The sequence below is a fragment of the Sphingobium sp. 3R8 genome, assembly GCF_020166615.1.
Classification (GTDB): Bacteria; Pseudomonadota; Alphaproteobacteria; order Sphingomonadales; family Sphingomonadaceae; genus Sphingobium; species Sphingobium bisphenolicum.
On record NZ_JAIQXR010000008.1, the window covers coordinates 1 to 19,202 of the forward strand.

Consider the following 19,202-nt stretch of genomic DNA (forward strand, 5'->3'; position numbering starts at 1 on the left):
GCGATCCAATTGGATTGGATAAATTTAGCGGGGGGCAAGGGGGCGTGGCGATCGAGCGTCCTATTTGCAGGTTCGCCATCGCTCTTTGAACGCCGCAGAAAACCGTGAGTAGGAGAGGGCGGGTTCGCCTATGTAAGTCTATGAAAACGCAGAACTTAGGAAGCCCCGTCGGGCGCACCATTCTCCTCGGTCAGCGTCCCCTCCAGGGTGGAAAAAACGCCAGATGCGCTGCGCGGGTGACGGCCAACATCGCTAAGGGCCGAATGGCGATCGGCCCTTATACTACAATATAATGTAGACTCATGGGTGGGTTCCCCGGCCTTCGCCGGGGAACAAGCTATAGCTTCCCATCAATGCATCTTGGATTAGGACTCCCATGCCGCGCTGGGGGGTGGTCCCATGAACATGTTGGGGCTTTTGGTGGCGTTTTGGCATGCTTGCGGTGACAAGCCTTCTTGCGTCGGATCGTAGGAACCCTCCAATGTGGCGACCAGATACATCGCCATCCGCTTGGGATATTCGGGGTCGATGAAGCGGCGTAATTGCGCGTTGGCTGCTTTGCGGATGACCGGGAGCGCCGGGATGGCGGCGCGACCGATGTTCGACAGGGCGTCATAGGCCTGAATCCGGATCGGAAGCATATTGTCCTCGTCGGCCAGTCGGGCGAGCAAGGCCACCGCTTCGACCGGCTCTCCCAGTCCGACCAATGCTTCGGCCGCGACGATGCGCACGGGATCGGCGGGGTCGGACGCGACCACCCGCGCCAGCGCGTCTTTGGCGGGACGCGCGTCTTCGCCCAGGATCAGCAGGCCCCGCGCCGCCCATGTCCTGACCGCTACGACCGGGCTGTCGAGCAATGTCGCAAAGCGCTTCAGATTGCGGGGATCGCGCCGCGCCGCCGCCGCCGCGACCAGCATCAGCCTCTTTAACGGATAGATGCTGCGGTCACGGCTTTCGAAATAGCCTTCGCCCTTGGCGCCTTCCGGCAGGAAGCCATTGTCGTTGATGGCCAGCATATGCCGATCGAGCGCGGTGCGCAGGCGCCTGGCGGCGGTCAGGCCGGCAGGGTGATCGATGAGATTATTCACTTCATCCGGGTCGGCCTGCAAGTCGTACAGTTCTTCAAACGCCTTCGGCTGGAAGAAGCGATCCTGCTCGTCCGTCAGCTTGCCGGCGAGGTGCAAGGCGTTCCACTCGCGATAGCCTGCCTGTACGTCCCATTCGAAGCCGACATGCTGGCCCAGCGCGCGATGCGGCATATAGTTGCGAATATAGCGCCAGCGACCGTCGGTGACGGTGCGGACGAGGTCATAGCGCTCGTCCATCCGGTCGCGGAAGCCGAAAGCGTAGGGTTTCGGCGCGCCGATCCTGTGGCCGGCAAGCGCCGTTCCCGTCATTTGTGCGGGCTGCGCGATACCGGCGATGGACAGCAATGTCGCGGGCAGATCGATCAGGGTGACGGGGGCATCGATCACGCTGCCCGGCCGGGCAGGGGCGAGGTGCTGCCATTTGGGCGGTATATAGACGATGAGGGGGACGCGCAGGCCTTCCTCATAGCAATAGCGCTTGGAGCGCGGCAGGACGCCGCCATTATCGCCATAATAGAAGACGATGGTATCTTCATCCAGGCCGTCATTTTTCAGTTGCGAGAGCCAGTTGCCGATCTCTCCGTCCATATTTTCCATGATGTTGTAATATTCGGCATAATCCCGGCGCGTGGTTTCCGTGTCGGGCAGAAATGCCGGTATGCGCACATTCTCGGGCTTTACGCGCCCGGCATCGCGTTGGCAGACATGCTGTTCATGGCTGGTGCCGGTGTTGAAGACGCATAGGAAGGGCTTGTCCTTGGGCGCGTTGCGCCAATGTCCATCGATCCCCTGCACGTCCCAGATGGCCTTCGGGTCGACGTCGCAATTATAGTCGGTCTTGGGGTTGTTGATGCAATAATAGCCCGCCTGCCGCATGAGTTCGGGATAGGTTTTGAACTGGCTGGGCAGTTTGGCGTCGGCGCGCATATGCTGCGCGGGTGAACAGCTTTCCGGGTTGATGCCGGTCAGGATCGCAAAGCGGGACGGCGCGCAAACCGGCGCGTCGGAATAGCTGTTGCGGTACAGAATGCCCTTCTTTGCGAGGCTGTCGATATGCGGGGTATGCGCCACCTTATCGCCATAGGCGCCGATATAGGGATTGTTATCTTCGCTGACGAGCCAGAGGATATTGGGCAGGCGCGCGCTGCCCGGTACGGCGGCGAGCGGCGCAGCGGCGGCGCCGAGGCCGATGGCGCCCAGCTTGATGGCGTCGCGGCGGCTATGGGTCATCCTCTTATCCTTTATAGTGAGACGTCATTCTCATTTTGCTTCTGGCGATCACCTCGATCGCCGCACCGGGCAGATGGCGAACGCGCCCAGCAGAGCGAAGATCATGCCGGTCAGATAGATGGCGGCATAATCCTTTCCGCTGGTGCTGCCGATCACCAGGATGATTGGCGCAATGGCCGGGGCGAGCGACTGGGGCAGGCTGTTGGCGATCTGGAACACGCCCATATCCTTGGCGCTGTCCTCCGGCCGGGGCAGGATGGCGGCGAGCAGGGCGAGGTCGACCGCGAAGTAAAGGCCCTTGCCGATGCCGGCCATGGCGATGCCGACCAGGAATTGCGACACGGACGGAGCGAGGGCGATCGTCAGGAAACCGGCGCCCTCCAGCGCCGCGGCGAGGAAGACGAGCGGTTTGCGGCGGCCCGTCCAGTCGGTGATGAAGCCGCCGATCAGGGATATGCCGATCGTGGCAGTCGCGATGATCGCCATCGACTTCACCATTACCTGCGTCGCGTCGGACTTGGGCAGCGAAAGCTGGTCGGTCAGGAAGAAGAGCTGGTAGGTCAAGAGGAACGACCAGGCCATCATGATGAGGAAGCGGCTGCCGAACGCCCAGCTAAAGTCCCAGTCGCGGAACGGCGCGCCGATCGCGCGCAGCATCGCGATGGGGCCGAGGCGGCGGTCATCGCTACTGGCGGCCGGGCGATCGGGCAGGATCAGGCAGAGAATGGTGATGCTGACGATCGTGATCGCGAAGGGGGCGAGGAACATCAGCAGCGATGACCCCTGCGTATATTGGGTGATCCAGCTGCCTGCGAAAGTGCCCATGGTCGATGTCATGCCCAGCATGCCGGCAACACGCCCCTGCCAGCGGACGGGGATGATGTCGGGCAGGATCGGCAGGCAGCCTGCCTGCATCGCGTTGAAGCCGGCCTGACAGATGATCCAGCCCAGGCCCAGCAACAGCAGATTGGGCGCGAGGCCGAGCAGCAGCAGGCCCGCGCCTGCGACGACAAGGCCGCCCAGCAGCCATGGCCGGCGGCGGCCGAGGCGGCTGCGCGTCCGATCCGACAGAGCGCCGCAGATCGGTGTGGCCACCAGCGCGACGAAGCCGCCGATCGCCAGGATGATGCCCAGCCAGCGGCCCTTTTCCGCCTCGCTCGCAATCTCGCCGACGCGCAGCGCCAGCGTCATCACCACCGGCGTCAGCAACGCGACCCAGATGCCGAACTGCGCCAGCACATAGATGGCGACGAAGCCCAGCGACACGGCGGGGCGGGTGGTTTCCGGCGAAGGGGATGCGGTCATCGACGCGAACTTTCAGAAGGGCCATTGGCCCATAATCAGGGGTGGTAGGTCTTGCCTTCGGCGTCCGCCTTCGCCTTGGCCGGGCTGTCGGCGAACAGGTCGTTCATCTTGGTCGGCAGGTTGGGCTGCACATACCAGTCGGCGGGGAAATCGGCGGCGTGCGGGCCATCGATATTGCGGTTCACGAGACCCGAACTGGTCTTGCGGGTGTAGGGGACGACATGCGCGCCCCTATTGTTGGCCAACTGGTCGAACAACGCCTTGCGCAAAGTGATCTTGGTATCCAGCCATTTGGGGTCCTCGATCAGATTGTGCATCTCGTCAGGATCGCTCTTGAGGTCGTACAGTTCCTCCAGCTCCCAGACGCCATGATATTGGATATATTTCACCCGGTCGCGCTCGATCGCGAAGGTGGTGGGCGTCTGCGGGAAGCTCCATTCCCAATAATATTCATAGACGAAATCGCCGGGGTTCCAGGTCTTTTCGTCAATCTTGCCCTCGGCCACGGGCAGGAAGCTCTTGCCCTCCATCTGCGCGGGTTTCGCCACATGGGCGATGTCGAGGAAGGTGGGTGCGAGGTCGAGATTGCGCACGACGGCGGGGTTGGTCACCCCCTTTGGCACCATGCCGGGCGCCCAGACGATCATCGGCACGCGGACGGAGGGTTCATAGGCGTTGCGCTTGTCGATCAGCCCATGTTCCCCGATCAGGAAGCCGTTGTCGGAATAGAAGACCACCATCGTATTCTTGTCGAGATGGTTCTTCTTGAGGTAAGCCAGGATGCGACCCAGGCTCTCATCCACGGGGGACAGGGTGCGATAATAATCGCGGACCTGCTCCGTCATGGGGTTGTTGGTATGATAGGGGAAATCCGCGCCGTGCCAGCTGTTGCGCTGGTTCCGGACCCAGAGCGGCTTGCCTGCATTATTTTCCAACGTGTCGGCCATGCTGGCGGGCAGGGTGATCTTGAGGTCGCTATATTGCGCCTTGTACCGGTCGGGCGGCAGCGGGTCGCTATGGACCGCCTTGTGGCTCAAATAGAGGAAGAAGGGCTTGGACTTGTCCCGTCCTTTTTCCAGCCAGTTCATCGCATAATCGGTCAGTTCGTCGGTGATATAGCCGGTGCGCTTTACATGGCTGCCATCGACGTTGAGCATCTGTCGATCACCAGCCGCGACCTTTTCGGGGCTGAGCTGTTCGGTCGGGAAATAGGTGCCTTGGCCCTTGAAGCTGACCCATTTGTCGAAGCCGGGGCGGGGGGCGTCGGTGTCGAAGCCCATATGCCATTTGCCGAAGAAGCCGGTCTGATAGCCGGCCTGTTGCAGATATTGGGGGAAGAAGGTCAGCCCTTCCTCCGAACTGTTATTATTGTCCACCACGCCATGGTTGCGCGCGGTCTGGCCGGTCAGGATGGTGGCGCGGCTGGGCGAGCAGAGCGAGGAGGTGACGACGGCATTGGGGAAATAGACGCCGTCCTTCGCCAGCCGGTCGATATTGGGGGTCTGGAGGCCCGGCGTGAGGAAGCCCATCGCGTCGTAACGCAGATCGTCCACCAGCACGAAGATCATGTTGGTGGGCTTGGGCTGCGGCGCGTTCACCGGCTTGGCGAAGGCGCCCGGACCCATCAGGGTGCAGGCGGCGATCGCGGCGGCGCGCAGCGCGCGACGGGCAGTGGTCATGAACGGATTCCCTTCTTGTCCCGGATGATGCAGCGAAAGCCGATATGGCTGGTCGCGCTGTCCACCGCCTGCGCATGGCGGGCAGCGGGGCGGTAGCGCTGGCAATAATTGGGCGCACAGAGATGCGATCCGCCCTTCAATACCTTACGCGGAATGGCGATGCCGGGCGTGGCGGGGTCGAGGCTCTCGCGCTTCGTGCCGCCGCGCGGGTTGGCGGGGACGCAGCAGCTGCCCTTGGCCTTGCGCTCGATCCGGGGCTGGGCGAACCAGTCGGTCGTCCATTCCCAGACATTGCCGATCATGTCGTACAGGCCATGGCCGTTGGCGGGATAGGTGCGCACCGGAGATGTCCGTTCGTAACCGTCCTCCAGCGTGTTGCCATAGGGGAAGGCGCCCTGCCAGTAATTGGCCATCATCTTGCCATCGGGCGCCAGTGCGTCGCCCCAGGCAAATTCCGCACCGTCCAGGCCGCCGCGGGCGGCATATTCCCATTCCGCCTCAGTCGGCAGCGCCTTGCCCGCCCATTTCGCATAGGCTTCCGCATCTTCATAGGCGACATGGACGACGGGGTGATCCTCCAGCCCCTCGATCCGGCTGTCCGGGCCATGGGGATGGCGCCAGTCGGTGCCGAAGCTGAACTGCCACCACTGGCTGTAATCGTCGAGCGACACGGGGCCGCCGGTGCGCTGGAACAGCAAGGAGCCCGCCTGCGCCATGGCCGGGTCCATGCCGGGATAGTCTTTCGGGTCGGGTGCGATCTCGGCCAGCGTGACATGGCCGGTCGCGTCCACGAAGCGCGCGAAGTCGCGATTGGTGACGGGGGTTTCGTCGATCCGGAAGCCGTCCACCTGCACCCGGCGCACGGGCGCTTCCTCCGGGTAGAAACGGTCCGACCCCATCAGGAAGGCGCCGCCGGGCAGGTGGATCATTCCGTCCGTCACTGGGCGGACGCCTTGAGGACGATGCCGGCGCCGCGCGGATAGGCGGGGGCGGGGCCATCATCGGGCAGGTCGGGGTTTTGCGCCTCGACATCGGCCATGGAGCGGGGGAGCGAGAAGGGCATATGTCCCTTCGCCACGGCGCGACCGGTGACCACGTCCAGCACCGCGGCATCGCTGGCGCCGAAGGTGACCAGCATGGCCTTTGCCATCGGCTCGATCGCGGTCAGGATGGCGGGGCGGTCCATCTCCACCGCGACGATGGTGGGGATATGGGCGGCGGCGCGGGCGATCGCCTGCACATCCTTGTCGTCGGCCCGGAAGTCCAGCCGCCCTTCATGCTGGCGCGCGCCGAAGAAATGATGCGGGTGCAGCGTTTCGAACGGGGTGGCTGTGCGGACCAGCGCGATGTCCGCCTGCGCCGGGTCTTCGACCACGGTGAAGCCGGCGGCGCGCGCAGCAGCGGCATCGACATTGTGCAGCCAGATACGTTTGCCCGGCGCAACCGGCAGGGTAGCCTTGTCGTTACGCAGCAGCACCTGACTGGCGCGCTGGACGGCGTCCGCTTCGGCCTGTGCCTGCGGGTTGCCGACGATCCGGGCGGCGCCGGCTTCATCGACATAGGGATTGTCGAACAGGCCCTGTTCGAATTTCAGGCGCAGCACGCGGCGGACGGAGTCGTCGATGCGCTTTTCGCTGACGAGGCTCTTGGCGACAGCGTCCAGGATCGGGGCGGGATCATTCGCGCCGCCGAACTGGTCGATGCCCGCGTTCAGCCCCTTGGCGAAGCGGGTCGTCTTGTCGGCCGTTTCCATGCCCCAGGGGGTGCCGATCGACGCCGGCGTCTGCGGACTGGCGGCGTCGGGCGCCATGCAGGCCTGCGGGCAGTCATTGGTGATCGACCAGTCGGACACGATCAGCCCACGATAGCCTTTCTCGCCGCGCAGCAGGCCAGTCAGCATCTGCTTGTTGAAGCCGGCGGCGACCGGTTCGATCGGCTGGCCGGCGATCTTGGGGCCTTGGACGATGACATAGGTGGGCATGACCCCGGCGCTATGGGCGGCCAGGCTGTCGTCGAAGGCGCGGATATGCTGGGCGAAGGCGGCGTCGGTCAATTTTGCGTTGCGGCCATAATGATTGTGGCCGTCAAAGCCTTCCGGTTCTGCGCCATAGCCGACCCAATGCTTGACCACGGTGGCGACGCCGTCGGGCTGAACCCCAGCCCGGCCATGCTGGAAGCCGTCGACATAGGCACCGGCAAGGCGGGAGACTTCGGCCGGATCGGATCCGAAGGTGGCGGCGAAGCGCGGCCAGCGCGGTTCGGTGGCAAGATCGGCTTGTGGCGAGAGCGCCATATGGATGCCGACGGCGCGATATTCCTGCCGGGCTATGTCGCCGAAGCGGCGGACGGTTTTGGCGTCGCCCAGCGCGGCGAAGCCCAGCGTATCGGGCCAGAGCGAGAAGCCGCCGCCGGTGGTGCTGGCGCCAAGCGTCGCCTGAAAATGGTGGCGCGGGTCAGTGCTGATCGTGGCGGGGATGCCGAGGCGGCTGGCCTCCGCCAGTTTCTGCACGGCGTTATTCTGCGCGGCGAGGTCCGACGGCGCGACGACGAGGCGGGTGATGAAGCTGTTGATATGGCGATCGTTCAGCAGCTTGGCGGTGGCGTCGGCATCATAGGTCTTACCGGCGAAACCGATCGAGGAACCCGGCGTGGGCAGCGTGCCGTGCAACAGCATGCCGGCCTTTTCCGCCAGCGTCATCTGCTTCAGCAGATCATCGACCCGTGTGTCGATGGGCGCGCGAATATCCTCATAGCGGTCGAGCCGGCCATTATGGTTGAGGTCGCGCCATCCCGAAGAGGACGGCGCGCCTGCGCCGCCCAGCGCCACCACCAGCAGCGATGCCGCCATGAACCTGCGCATCACCATGACAATTGTTCCCTCCCGCAAAAGGCGTCGACCGGGCTGTTGCCGGTGAAGGGCGCGTCACCCGTCAGCCGTTCCACCAGCGCCGCCTGAACATGGGGCAGCGAGGCATAGGCGTTGATATAGGTCGCGAAATTCGGTGCGTCATACAGATAATAGGGCTGGCCGAAGGAGACGAGCAGGGTCGGGATTTCGCGGTTGAACTGGATCATACCGTTGCGCGGGCTGGCGTGCAGCTTGGCGAAGTCGAGGAAGATGTGGCTGAGCGAGGGCGTGGCTTCCTGCCCGATCAGATAGAGGATGAGGTCGGTATCCTCGGGCGTCGGCATCGCTTCGGGGTCGAAATGGCGGACAGTGAAACCTCGCTCTTCCAGACCTGCGATCAAAGGTGTGAAATCGCGTTCGGGCGCGCCGGAGAAGAAGCTGGCGCCTTCGTCCGAGATGATGACCACGCGCTTGTGCCGGTCCGACGCGATCGGGAGCAGTCTATCGCGATCCTTGACCAGCGTGATGCTCGCGGCGCAGGCGTGCGCGGCCTGATCCAGATGGGCGGGCTGGCGCAGCAGGGTGCGGGTTTCTTCGACCGGCGCGATCCGCTCGTCAGCGGTCATGCGATGCAGCCCCAGTTTCGCCTTCAGCGACAGGAAGCGGGTGACGGCGTCGTGGAGGCGCTGTTCCGACAGACGGCCGTCGCGCAGGCCCTGTAGCATGAAGCCCATATCGGCGACCGGATCGCGGCTGAAGAGGAAGACGTCGCAGCCGCCTTCGATCACGGCGGGGACGGCTTCGGCGCGGGCCATCCAGCTGGTGAGGCCGCCCATGACGGTCGCGTCGGACACGATCAGGCCGTCAAAGCCCAGTTCGTCACGCAGCAGATCCTGGTTCAGCAGGCGGGATACGGAGGCGGGTTCGAACGCCTGCGCGCCCGCATGCGACATCTTCTCGCGGATATAGGCGGGCAGGGCGATATGCGCCGACATGATCGTCATCACGCCATCATCGACCAAAGTGCCGAAGATGCGGCCGAAGGTCGCGCGCCATTCGTCCATGTCCATGTCGTTGACACTGGTGACGAGATGCTGGTCGCGATCGTCCAGCCCGTCGCCCGGCCAATGCTTGGCGCATGCCGCCACGCCCTGCGCCTGTAGCGCGCGGACATAGGCGCGGGCCTGGGCCAGGATGCGGTCGGGGTCGGAGCCGTAGGAGCGGGTACCGACTACCGCGTTGCGAAAGGCGCGGTTGATGTCGACCACCGGGGTGAAGGACCAGTTATAGCCCAGCGCCCGGCTCTCCTGCCCGACGATGCGGGCAAGATCGGCGCTCAGTTCCAGATCGTCGCAGGCGGCGATGCCCATCTGGTTGGGGATGGCGGTGGTGAAGGGCGCGCTGACCGTGCCCCCCTCGATATCGCCGGACAGGATCAGGGGTACTTCGGACCGCTCGACCGCATGGCGCGTCGCGGCCCAGGCGGCGTCCAGATCATGGGCCGGGAAACGGTGGATGCCACCCGGCGCATGGGCGAGCAGCCCGTTGGTTTCGACGATGCTGTCATGGCGCGCGGACAGGACGAACAGTTGCGCGATCTGCGCCTCGACGCTCATGGCGTCGCGGGTATTTTCCACCCAGGCCATGTCCTCCGGGGAGAGGGCGAGAGGACCGGCACTGGATGAAAGGGGGGAAGACAAAGTAGGGATGACAGGGCTCATTTCGGATCGGTGAAGGCATCGTCGTAGCGGGCGCGCTTGGCGAAGATTTCGGGTGGTTCGGCGAGCGGCGGCGTGCTGTACTTGCGCGCTTCCCGCCACCAGAGCGCCTTCATCTCCGTCAGCTTGGCGGGGTTGCTGGCGGCAAGATCCGTGCTTTCGGAAAAATCTTTCGACAGGTCGAACAATTCCCACCGGTCCTTGGCAAAGTCGGTGCCATATTGATGCATCGCGACCGCGCGCCAATGGCCCGATGTGATGGCGCGCTGGCCGCGCAGTTCGAAATATTGCACCGACCGCGTGGCGGCCGTGGGATTGCGGAAGGTGGCGCGGATCGAGCGGCCGGCGACGGGTATCTGCGCCACGCCATCCACGGTCCGGGCAAAGCCCGTGCCGGCGGCGTCCAGCAAGGTGGGCGCAAGGTCGATCGGGTCGACCATCTGGCTGCGCACGGCGCCCTTGTCCCGGATGACCGCCGGCCAGGAGACGATCAGCGGCGTGCGGACGCCGCCAGCATAGGGCCACACCTTGTACCGACGAAACGGCGTGCCACCGGCCCAGGCCCAGGGGCGGGGATATTCGGGTTGCAGCTTGTCGGTGCCGATATCGTCGATGCGTGCCCGCTGCTCGGCGAAGCTCAGCTTGTTGGGGCGGTACATCTTTTCGAAGCTGCCTTCCTGCCCCGCTTCGGACGCAGCGCCATTGTCGGAGATCAGCAGGATGATGCTGTTGTCATATTGGCCGCTATCCTTGAGCCGCTGGACGACGCGACCGATCTGCGCGTCGGCATGCTCCAGGAAACCGGCATAGGTCGCCATATAGCGGGCGAAGACGGCCTGCTCGTCGGCGCTGAGTTGATCCCAGGCGCGATCGCCAGCGGCGCGGACGGTGTTGACGGCATGGGCGGGAATGATGCCCAGCTTCTGCATCCGGGCGAAGCGTTCGGCACGCAGTGCGTCCCAGCCCTTGGCATATGTCTCGCGATAGCGGTCGATATAGGCGCGGGGGGCCTGCAATGGGGCATGGCCGGCGCCCATGGCGAAATAGAGGAAGAAGGGCTTGCCGGCCGCATCGTCAATATCGGCGATGGCATGGTCGGCCATGTCGGCGGAGAAATGATAGCCCGGCTTGTCGGGCCTGGGCAGTGCCTTGTTCCCGTCGATCAGGTCGGGATGATATTGATCGGTCCAGCCACTGTAGAAGCCGTAGAAACGGTCGAAGCCGCGCTGGAGCGGCCAAGAGGCATTGTTGCCTGGCTTGCCATCCTCATATGTGGGGCCAAGATGCCATTTGCCAACGCCATAGGTGCGATATCCTGCGGCTTTCAGCGCCTGCGGCAGCATCTGGGCATTGGTAGCCACTTCGCCGCGGTCGCGGCTCATATCATCGGTGCGTTTATCCGTCGGCAGGTCCGCCATCCGCACCGTCTGGGGATTGCGGCCGGTCAGCAGCGCCGCGCGGGTCGGCGTGCAGACCGCTTTGCTATCGAACCGGTTGTAGCGCAGTCCGCTGGCGGCCAGCGCATCGATATTGGGGGTGCGGATTTCGGAGCCAAAGGCACCGAGGTCGGAAAAGCCGACATCGTCGAGGACAATCAGGACGATATTGGGCTTGGCAGCGGCGATCGGCTCGACCTGCTTTGACGCAGCGCTCGCCCCTGACAGGCCGATCGCCGCCGTCAGCATGGTTGCCGCCATCAGGATGCGCTTGCCCATTCGTCCTGCTCCGTACCGAGAGAAGAGGAGGCGCGGCGGCAGGAAACCGCCGCGCCCGACCGATCAGAACTTCACGCCGAGCGTGGCGCCGAAATAGCGGTCCGCATCTTTGTTGAAGGTGCCGACCAGATCATAATTGCCGCCCAGGAAGGAGGTATGACCGATGCTGGTCAGATAGTTTTCGTCGAACAGATTCTTGACGAACAGGGTCAGGCTGTAGCGACCGTCAATCTGCTTCACGCCGATGCTGGCGTCGACCAGCGCATAGGCCGGCTGCTCCAGCAGCGGATCCTGCTCGACCGAGAAGTTCATCTTGCTCTGGAAGTTGACGCCCACCTGCGCGAAGCCTGCATAGTCGGTGCCCGGAATCTGCGCTTCATAACGCGGGGCGATGCTGATCTTCCACCTGGGGCTGACCGGCAGGGTGGCGCCGCGCAGATTCTGGATCGGGGTGACGCCGGCCGCCGTGCGGTAGCAGATGTTGGTCGGCGAACCCGACATGATCGGTGCGGTGGCGGCGATCTGCTGCGGGCAGTTCAGGCCATCAATGTCGATCTTCGCATCCGAATAGGTGACGGCGCCGGTCAGGCTGAAATGATCGTCGGGACGCACGGTTGCTTCGATCTCGAAGCCCTTGGTGCGCGACTTGCCGGCGTTGGTGGACACGAACTGGACCACGCCCGACGCGATGTCGGAGCGGTTCGCCTGCACCTGCAAATTGCTGTAGTCGGCCAGGAACAGAGCGGTGCTGACGCTCAGCACGCCATCGGCGGTGCGGCCCTTGAAGCCGATTTCATAAGCGTTGACATGTTCCGGCTCCAGCACGCGCTGGTCGGCGAGGTTGGCGGAGATTTCCATCTCATAACCCAGCCCCTTATAGCCGCGGGTATAGCTGCCATAGAGTTGCGCGTTGCGGCTGAATTCATATTGCAGGCCCGCCTTGCCGGTGACGGCGGTGTCGCTGGCGCTGATCGACCCGCTGGTGGAGGCATTGCCGGGGAAGATCACGTCGCCCGCCACGATCGGGGCGGTGCGGGTGCCGCTGTTGGTGCCGCTTTCATGCTGTACGCGCAGGCCAGCGATCGCCTTCAGGCCGCCAGTGATGCGATAATCGACCTGACCGAAGGCGGCGATGCTGTCCTGTTTCAGGCGGATGTCGCTCTTGGCCGACTGCCACACGATGTTGGCTGGGGCGCAGGGTTGCCCAAAGGTGCCGGCGGTGCAGCGGGCGCGACGGCGATCGAACGGCCGCTCGATATCCGAATGCATGTAGAAGACGCCGGCGACATAATTCAGGTCGCTATTGCCGTTATTGGCGATGCGCAGTTCCTGGCTGAACGCCGACAGGTCGACAATGCCATGGTTCCGGCTGAAATAGGAATAGGTGGCGTTGGCGCCGACGAACAGCGGTACGTCGCTGTTGATGCGCTCGATCGGCTGGTTCGTATCCAGATAATATTTCTGGTAGGCAGTGACCGACGTGATGGTGGCGTTGCCCAGATCCCAGTCCGCCTGGAGCGAATAGGTCTGCTGCTTGCTGTCGGCGTATGAGACGGTTTCGTCGTTGATCGTCCGGTTTTCCCGAGTCGCCTTGACCGGTCCGAGCAGCGCCTGAAGGTTCGGATTGGTAATCGCGATCCAGTTCGAGGCGCAGCAGTCCGCATTGGTCTTGCGATATTCGGCCGCGAACAACAGGTTCAGATTGTCGGTCGCATCCCATTCCAGCTTGCCGCGCACGCCCCAACTCTTCGAACCATTGTTCCAGCCGCCGGTGGCGATGTTGCGGGCGACGCCGCGCACATCATTGTAGAAGCCGGTGACGCGGGCGCGCAGCGTGTCGCTGATCGGGCCGGACACGGTGCCACGGACGCGATATTCGTCATGTTCGGCGATGGTCACCTCGCCCTTGCCCTCGAAATCGCGCGAGGGGCGAGCGGTCGTGACGTTGATCACGCCAGCAGTCGCGTTCTTGCCGAACAGCGTGCCCTGCGGGCCGCGCAGCACTTCGACCCGCTCGATATCGGCGAGGTCAGTGAAGCCCTGGGCTTGGCGCACGGCGACGACGCCGTCGACCACGGTGGATACGGACGATTCGACGCCCTGCCCGAACAGGGCGGTGCCGATGCCGCGAATGCGGAAGCTGCTGTTGGTTGGATTGGCGCCCTGCTGGAAGGTCAGCGAGGGCACGGCCTGCACCAGCGAGCTGCTGTCGTTGATCTGGCGGTTGGCGAGCGTGTCGGCGCCCACGGCCGTCACGGCCAGCGGCACGTCCTGCAGGCGCTCGGCGCGCTTCTGCGCGGTGACGACGATGTCGGTGCCGTCCTGCGGCGCCTGCGGCGCGGCGTCCTGCGCCATCGCGGCAGAGGCGGTCAGGGCAACGCCCAGGCTGAATGCGGACACCGCAGCGCGGCGCATCGTCATGGTCTTGGAAAAGCGCATATATCCTCCCCTTGTCCGGCGCCTGTATCGACGCGCGGTCGTGCAAAATGAAACCCACCAGCGGTTGGCCGCTCGGTTGTAGCGCTAAATCTTCTCCTATGGCGGCGAAGTCAATATCGAAATTTTAGCGCTACATTTTTTGGCGATCATGCGGATTTTGTGTCACAGGGGATCGATCGGGCATTTGCAACCGCCCGGAATATAGCGTTAAATATGGGCGTGGCGCGCCAGTGCCCATCCGTTTGCAAGGAGTTTCCGCATGGCTCGTTCGGGTCGCCGCGCCAGCCAGGCCATCACCATTCAGACCGTGGCGGAGCGGGCCGGCGTGTCGGCAATGACCGTGTCCAACGTGCTCAACAACAGTCCGCGGGTGCGCGACAGCACGCGCGAGGTGGTGATGGCGGCGGTGCGGGAACTCAACTATATTCCCAATATGGCGGCGCGCTCGCTCGCCAGCGCCAGTGCGACCCGGATCGGGCTACTCTATCGCAATATCGAAAATGCCTTTCTCAGTTCCATTCTGGTCGGCGCGCTGGACGCGACCAGTCGGCTGGGCGCGCAACTGTTGCTGCGCCCGCTGGAAAGCGGCGATCCCAAGGAGATCGCACAGCAGATGCAGGGGCTGGTGGAAAATGGCGCCCATGCGATCCTGATCGTCCCGCCCTATTGCGAGGTCGCCAATCGCCACGGCCTGACGCGCGACTTTCCGGTGCCGGTGGTGGCGATGTCGCCCGGCGGCGACCTGCCCGGCGATCATTGCGTGCGGATCGACGATTTCGGCGCGGCACGGGACATGACCGCCTATCTGATCGGCCTGGGGCATCGGGCCATCGGCTTCATCCGCGGCGGCGCCGGCCACCTGATCCACCGCACCCGGTGCGAGGGCTATCAGGCGGCGCTGCGCGATGCGGGGCTGCCCATCCGTCCCGACCTGATCGTCAGCGGCGACATGAGCTTCGAATCGGGACTGGTGGCGGGCGCGATGCTGCTGGATATGCCCGACCGGCCGACCGCTATCTTCGCCAGCAATGACGACATGGCGGCTGCGATCGTCTCGCTGGCGCACCGCCGCGGGCTGGACGTGCCGCGCGACCTGTCGGTGGCGGGATTCGACGATACCCCGATCGCAGTGAAGATCTGGCCATCGCTCACCACCGTCAAGCATCCGGGCAAGCAGATTTCAGCGCAGGCCGCCACCCTGGCCGTTGCGCTGGCGCGGGGCGGGGACGCCGCCGTGCGCGTCAACGATTATCTGGCGCATGAGCTGGTGGTGCGGGAGTCCGCGGCGCCCGTCACAACCATTTGAGTTTCTTGAAACGGTTGTAGAGCAAGGCGCACACCACGCCGATCACGCCCAGAACCACGAAATATCCGTAACGCGTCTTGAGTTCGGGCATATGTTCGAAATTCATGCCGTAAATGCCGGCGATTGCGGTCGGCACCGCCAGGATCGCGGCCCAGGCGGCCAGTTGCCGGGTGATGTCGCCGGTACGCTGCTGTTCCAGCAGATTGCTCGATTCGAAGACGCTGTTCAGAATCTCGCGCAGGTCGTCGACCATGGTCTGTACCCGGCGGACATGGTCGCGCACGTCGCTGAAATAGGGGCGGGCGTCCGGATCGATGCTGGGCAGGTCCATCTTCACGAATTTGGTCGCGACCTCCTGCATCGGCAGCAGGATGCGCTGGAAGCGGATGAGCTGGCGGCGGAGGCTGAAGATGCGGGTGATGTCTTCCCGGCGCAGGAAATGGTCGATCATCTGCTGCTCCATTTCCAGCACCTCCTCCTCAATCCCCTCTATGATCGGCAGATAGCCATCGACGATGAAGTCGAGGATGGCGTGCAGCACATAGTCCACCCCCTGAGCCAGGCGGGAGGGCACCGCCTCCAGTTCCTCGCGCAGCGCCACATGGGCGCGGGCCGATCCGTGGCGGACGGAGATGATATGGCTGGGGCCGACGAACAGCGCGGTTTCGCCATAGCAGATGGCGTCGCCCTCGACATGGGCGGTGCGCGCGACGACGAACAGTTGATCGCCATAAATATCCACCTTGGGCAACTGGTTCGCCTTGATCGCATCCTCCACCGCCAGCGGATGCAGGCCATGCGTGCGGGCCAGCGTCTCCATCTCTTCCACGGTGGGTTCTGCCACGCCGATCCAGATGAATTCCGACTTGTCGGGCGCACACTCGACCCGCTCGTCGATCGCCACCGGGCGGACCCGCTGGCCGTTGCGATAGAGATAGGCGGCGACGACGGTCATGGCGCTATGTTTCCCTTTGGTTTCCGTTCGCTAGCAGACAATGCAGCCTTCGTCGCGCCTTTCGCCGCATCCCTGCTTCAGTCCATATGATTTTTGCTGAAGGGGGTGGCGATTGACTTCGCCATGACATAGTTCAGGCCGAAAGGGGCGCATAGAAGAGCGTGCGGCATAGGCTTGGAGGGGGCAGGCCGCACGAAAATTTGGAGCTGTGCCTTGCACATCACGACTATCGATTTCGAGGCGTCCTGCCTGCCACGCCACGGACGGTCCTTCCCGATCGAAGTGGGCATAGCGGATGGCGATGTCTCGCGCAGCTGGCTGATTCGTCCGCACGACAGTTGGGCGGGCTGGGATTGGACCCCCGAAGCGGAAGCGCTGCATGGCCTGAGCCGCGACCGGATCGAGCGGGAGGGATTGCCCGTAACGGTCGTGCTCGCCGAACTGGTCGCCGCGACGCAGGGCCGACGGGTGGTCGCCGACAGCCTGATCGATCAATATTGGCTCGATACGCTGGCTGCCGCAGCGGGCGCGCCGACGCCCTTCACGATCCAGCATGTCGTGACCCTGTTCGACGAGCAGGGCGCCGACGAGGCGCGGGTGGGCGCCGCCGTGGCCTTTGCCGACGGGCAGGGGGCGACGCGGCATCGCGCGGCCGGCGATGCGCTGTGGCTGTCCGCGCTGATCGCGCATGTTCGCGGCGTGACGATTGCGCCGCGTGCGCCGGTGCTGATGGCTGCGCAGTAAAGCGCCGATAATTGCGCCAGCAATGATTTGTTACGTCCGGCAAATTACGGAGACACTCGCCAGCCCTAATCTTTCTCCCGTCCGCGGCTGCACGGCCAAGATGTTGCAGATCGCCAAGTCGCAAAGGAGAAACCCATGTTCCTTATTCTCGCATCGGGCGTGGCGGCCCTGTCCGCCGCCAGCCCCATCCACAGCGCCGAGATCAGCCACGGCGCCCAGGCCTATACCGCCAGCTATCATGCCCAGCCGGCGATCAGCCTGCGAGAAGTCGAACCGCGCTTCGCCAATCGCGGCGCCGTGCCCGTCTGCCGCTGGCAGGCCGACGTCACCGTCAATCGCGCCGTCGCCGCGCAGGGCCGCGCCGTCCCCGCCTTCGGCAAGGCGATCCATCGCTTCACTCCGCTGTCGGGCAGCTATGCCGGCACCTGCACCGCCGCGCGCAGCCAGATCGATGCGCAGGTCGCCCGCTACGCCCAGGCCCGCACGGCGGAAGCCGTCGCGGTCGCGCAGCAGGATCGCGCCGTGCTGGTCGGCGAACTGGACGGCGTGCGCGCGCTGACCGTGCCGGGCGCCGTTCAGGGGGGATGAGTCCACCGCTGATACTGATCGCCGAAACGCACCAGGATTTGCGGCACAAGGTCCGCGAATATCTGGAGCAGAGCGGGTTCCGCGCTCTGCCGGCGGCGTCGGCGACCGATATTTTCAGCGCCCTCACCAGCACGCCGGTTGGCGCCGTCGTGCTGGACGCGGCGCTGCGCGGGCCGGATGGGCTCGACCTTTGCCGCGACGTGCGCGAACGCAGCGACGTGCCCATCATCCTGGTCGGATCGAACAGTTCGGAGGTCGACCGGGTGGTCGGGCTGGAACTGGGCGCGGACGACTATATGGCCAAGCCCTATTCGGCGCGCGAACTCGCCGCCCGGTTGCGCGCGGTGCTGCGGCGTGGCCGGGGCGAGCGCGCGCTGGGCTTGCGCCGCCAGACGGAAGCCATTTTCGATGGCTGGGTCGTCGACTTCGCCCGGCGCGAAGTCACCGATCCCCAGGGCGGTCTGGTCGAACTGACCGCGGCCGAATTCGCGTTGCTGTCGGTGTTCCTCGACCATAGCCAGACGGTGATTGCGCGCGCGCGCCTGATGGAACTGGCGGGAGTGCGCGATGCGCCGTCGTCGGATCGCAGCATCGACGTGCTGGTCAGCCGGTTGCGCCGCAAGCTGGGCGCGGGCGGACGGCCTGCGCCGATCGTGACGGTTCGTGGCGTGGGCTATATGTTCAGCGCCGTGGTCGACCGGCGCTGACGCGCCGGTTCCTGCGCCGAGCCGCGGATTTTCGCGGTTCGGCGCGGCAATCGCACGGCCCGCTGCGCAGACATAGTTTTTAACAAACCCGCTGCGCCGCAGCAAAACCGTATCCTTATCCTCCTCCTCAAGCCGGTCCGTCCCCTGACCGGCACCATAGTGAGAAGAGGATAGACTCCATGAACGAGCTACTCGGCCGCGTATTCAGTTTCGAAACCAAGGTTTTCCCGAACGAAAGCGCGCTCTATAACCAGCTGGCCAGCCATGGCCAAAGCCCCAAGGCGCTGATGATTTCCTGCGCCGATTCGCGCATCGTCCCCGAACAGATCATGCAGGCTGCGCCCGGCGACCTGTTCGTCTGCCGCAACGCCGGCAATATCGTCCCCCCCCATGCCAGCCAGTTGGGCGGCGTCACCGCAACGGTCGAATATGCGATCATGGTGCTGGGCGTGCGCGACGTCATCGTCTGCGGCCATAGCGATTGCGGCGCGATGAAGGCGCTGGCCACCGATGCCAATCTGGAATCGATGCCCAACGTCGCCGCCTGGCTGCGCCATTCGCATGCCGCGCAGAAAGTGTGCCGCGAAAATTATCCCACCGACCTGAGCGACGCGGACAAGCTGCGCAACATGGCGCTGGAAAATGTCGTCGTGCAGCTCGCGCACCTGCGCACCCATCCGTCGGTCGCCTCTGGCATCGCTCGCGGCGAGATCGCGCTGCATGGCTGGTATGTCGATATTCATGCCGGTCAGGTGCTGGGACTGGATGGTGAAACCGGGCGCTTCTCGCCGCTGCGCGAGGGGCAGCCGCTCCCCGTCGCCCTTCCCCACGCCCGTCGCCTCGCCGGCGATGGCCAATACGCCCAAGCGGCGGAGTAAAT

At 64.4% G+C, this 19,202-nt stretch carries 14 protein-coding genes; 5 read left to right on the plus strand and 9 right to left on the minus strand.

The annotated features are described in order from the left end of the window. Window positions 1–365 precede the first annotated feature (365 nt). The 8 genes from K9B33_RS09385 to K9B33_RS09420 form a co-directional block, all read right to left on the minus strand. Window positions 366–2,318 (minus strand): sulfatase-like hydrolase/transferase, encoded by a 1,953-nt coding sequence (locus K9B33_RS09385; protein ID WP_224548317.1) that lies wholly within the window; start codon window positions 2,316–2,318, stop codon window positions 366–368. A gap of 48 nt (window positions 2,319–2,366) precedes the next feature. Continuing rightward, on the minus strand, window positions 2,367–3,623 hold the full coding sequence (locus K9B33_RS09390; protein ID WP_224548318.1) for an MFS transporter: 1,257 nt from the start codon (window positions 3,621–3,623) through the stop codon (window positions 2,367–2,369). A 35-nt stretch (window positions 3,624–3,658) separates the two neighbouring features. Next, entirely contained in the window at window positions 3,659–5,302 is a 1,644-nt protein-coding gene (locus tag K9B33_RS09395; protein WP_224548319.1) for a sulfatase, read from the minus strand. Continuing rightward, window positions 5,299–6,231, minus strand: coding sequence for a formylglycine-generating enzyme family protein (locus tag K9B33_RS09400; protein WP_224548522.1), 933 nt, complete (start codon window positions 6,229–6,231; stop codon window positions 5,299–5,301). The genes K9B33_RS09395 and K9B33_RS09400 overlap by 4 nt, the downstream gene beginning before the upstream one ends. Window positions 6,232–6,239: 8 nt before the next feature. Then, the gene (locus K9B33_RS09405; RefSeq protein WP_224548320.1) at window positions 6,240–8,168 is read right to left on the minus strand and encodes a glycoside hydrolase family 3 protein; all 1,929 of its coding nucleotides are present in this window, start codon (window positions 8,166–8,168) and stop codon (window positions 6,240–6,242) included. Continuing rightward, on the minus strand, window positions 8,162–9,796 hold the full coding sequence (locus tag K9B33_RS09410; RefSeq protein ID WP_224548321.1) for a glycoside hydrolase family 3 protein: 1,635 nt from the start codon (window positions 9,794–9,796) through the stop codon (window positions 8,162–8,164). Before K9B33_RS09410 ends, K9B33_RS09405 begins: the two co-directional genes overlap by 7 nt. Window positions 9,797–9,867: 71 nt before the next feature. After that, complete coding sequence (locus K9B33_RS09415; RefSeq protein WP_224548322.1) at window positions 9,868–11,583, minus strand: arylsulfatase; 1,716 nt, start codon at window positions 11,581–11,583, stop codon at window positions 9,868–9,870. Window positions 11,584–11,646: 63 nt separating this feature from the next. Further along, window positions 11,647–14,022, minus strand: coding sequence for a TonB-dependent receptor (locus tag K9B33_RS09420; protein ID WP_224548323.1), 2,376 nt, complete (start codon window positions 14,020–14,022; stop codon window positions 11,647–11,649). A gap of 259 nt (window positions 14,023–14,281) precedes the next feature. On the opposite strand from K9B33_RS09420, the gene K9B33_RS09425 reads away from it, so the two are divergent. Further along, a complete protein-coding gene (locus K9B33_RS09425; RefSeq protein ID WP_224548325.1) occupies window positions 14,282–15,328 on the plus strand; it encodes a LacI family DNA-binding transcriptional regulator in 1,047 nt (348 codons plus the stop codon). Here the strand turns inward: K9B33_RS09425 and K9B33_RS09430 are convergent. Continuing rightward, window positions 15,315–16,283, minus strand: coding sequence for a magnesium and cobalt transport protein CorA (locus tag K9B33_RS09430; protein WP_224548327.1), 969 nt, complete (start codon window positions 16,281–16,283; stop codon window positions 15,315–15,317). The two genes, K9B33_RS09425 and K9B33_RS09430, sit on opposite strands and share 14 nt — an antisense overlap. 213 nt (window positions 16,284–16,496) lie before the next feature. Between K9B33_RS09430 and K9B33_RS09435 the strand changes: the two genes are divergently transcribed. The 4 genes from K9B33_RS09435 (at window position 16,497) to K9B33_RS09450 (ending at window position 19,200) form a co-directional block, all read left to right on the plus strand. Further along, a complete protein-coding gene (locus K9B33_RS09435) occupies window positions 16,497–17,027 on the plus strand; it encodes a hypothetical protein (RefSeq protein ID WP_224548328.1) in 531 nt (176 codons plus the stop codon). Window positions 17,028–17,162: 135 nt separating this feature from the next. Then, window positions 17,163–17,615 carry a hypothetical protein gene (locus K9B33_RS09440; protein WP_224548330.1) on the plus strand — a complete coding sequence of 151 codons (453 nt, stop codon included), beginning with the start codon at window positions 17,163–17,165 and terminating at the stop codon, window positions 17,613–17,615. Next, complete coding sequence (locus K9B33_RS09445) at window positions 17,612–18,322, plus strand: response regulator (protein ID WP_224548331.1); 711 nt, start codon at window positions 17,612–17,614, stop codon at window positions 18,320–18,322. The genes K9B33_RS09440 and K9B33_RS09445 overlap by 4 nt, the downstream gene beginning before the upstream one ends. 179 nt (window positions 18,323–18,501) lie before the next feature. After that, window positions 18,502–19,200, plus strand: a complete 699-nt coding sequence (locus tag K9B33_RS09450; RefSeq protein ID WP_224548332.1) for a carbonic anhydrase — start codon at window positions 18,502–18,504, stop codon at window positions 19,198–19,200. Window positions 19,201–19,202: the final 2 nt, after the last annotated feature.

What these genes read in the sequence shown, in the direction of transcription:
- K9B33_RS09385 (WP_224548317.1), bottom strand. Translation starts at nt 2,318, where the DNA reads ATGACCCATAGCCGCCGCGACGCCATCAAGCTGGGCGCCATCGGCCTC.
- K9B33_RS09390 (WP_224548318.1), bottom strand. Translation starts at nt 3,623, where the DNA reads ATGACCGCATCCCCTTCGCCGGAAACCACCCGCCCCGCCGTGTCGCTG.
- K9B33_RS09395 (WP_224548319.1), bottom strand. Translation starts at nt 5,302, where the DNA reads ATGACCACTGCCCGTCGCGCGCTGCGCGCCGCCGCGATCGCCGCCTGC.
- K9B33_RS09400 (WP_224548522.1), bottom strand. Translation starts at nt 6,231, where the DNA reads ATGATCCACCTGCCCGGCGGCGCCTTCCTGATGGGGTCGGACCGTTTC.
- K9B33_RS09405 (WP_224548320.1), bottom strand. Translation starts at nt 8,168, where the DNA reads ATGGTGATGCGCAGGTTCATGGCGGCATCGCTGCTGGTGGTGGCGCTG.
- K9B33_RS09410 (WP_224548321.1), bottom strand. Translation starts at nt 9,796, where the DNA reads ATGGCCTGGGTGGAAAATACCCGCGACGCCATGAGCGTCGAGGCGCAG.
- K9B33_RS09415 (WP_224548322.1), bottom strand. Translation starts at nt 11,583, where the DNA reads ATGGGCAAGCGCATCCTGATGGCGGCAACCATGCTGACGGCGGCGATC.
- K9B33_RS09420 (WP_224548323.1), bottom strand. Translation starts at nt 14,022, where the DNA reads ATGCGCTTTTCCAAGACCATGACGATGCGCCGCGCTGCGGTGTCCGCA.
- K9B33_RS09425 (WP_224548325.1), top strand. Translation starts at nt 14,282, where the DNA reads ATGGCTCGTTCGGGTCGCCGCGCCAGCCAGGCCATCACCATTCAGACC.
- K9B33_RS09430 (WP_224548327.1), bottom strand. Translation starts at nt 16,283, where the DNA reads ATGACCGTCGTCGCCGCCTATCTCTATCGCAACGGCCAGCGGGTCCGC.
- K9B33_RS09440 (WP_224548330.1), top strand. Translation starts at nt 17,163, where the DNA reads ATGTTCCTTATTCTCGCATCGGGCGTGGCGGCCCTGTCCGCCGCCAGC.
- K9B33_RS09445 (WP_224548331.1), top strand. Translation starts at nt 17,612, where the DNA reads ATGAGTCCACCGCTGATACTGATCGCCGAAACGCACCAGGATTTGCGG.
- K9B33_RS09450 (WP_224548332.1), top strand. Translation starts at nt 18,502, where the DNA reads ATGAACGAGCTACTCGGCCGCGTATTCAGTTTCGAAACCAAGGTTTTC.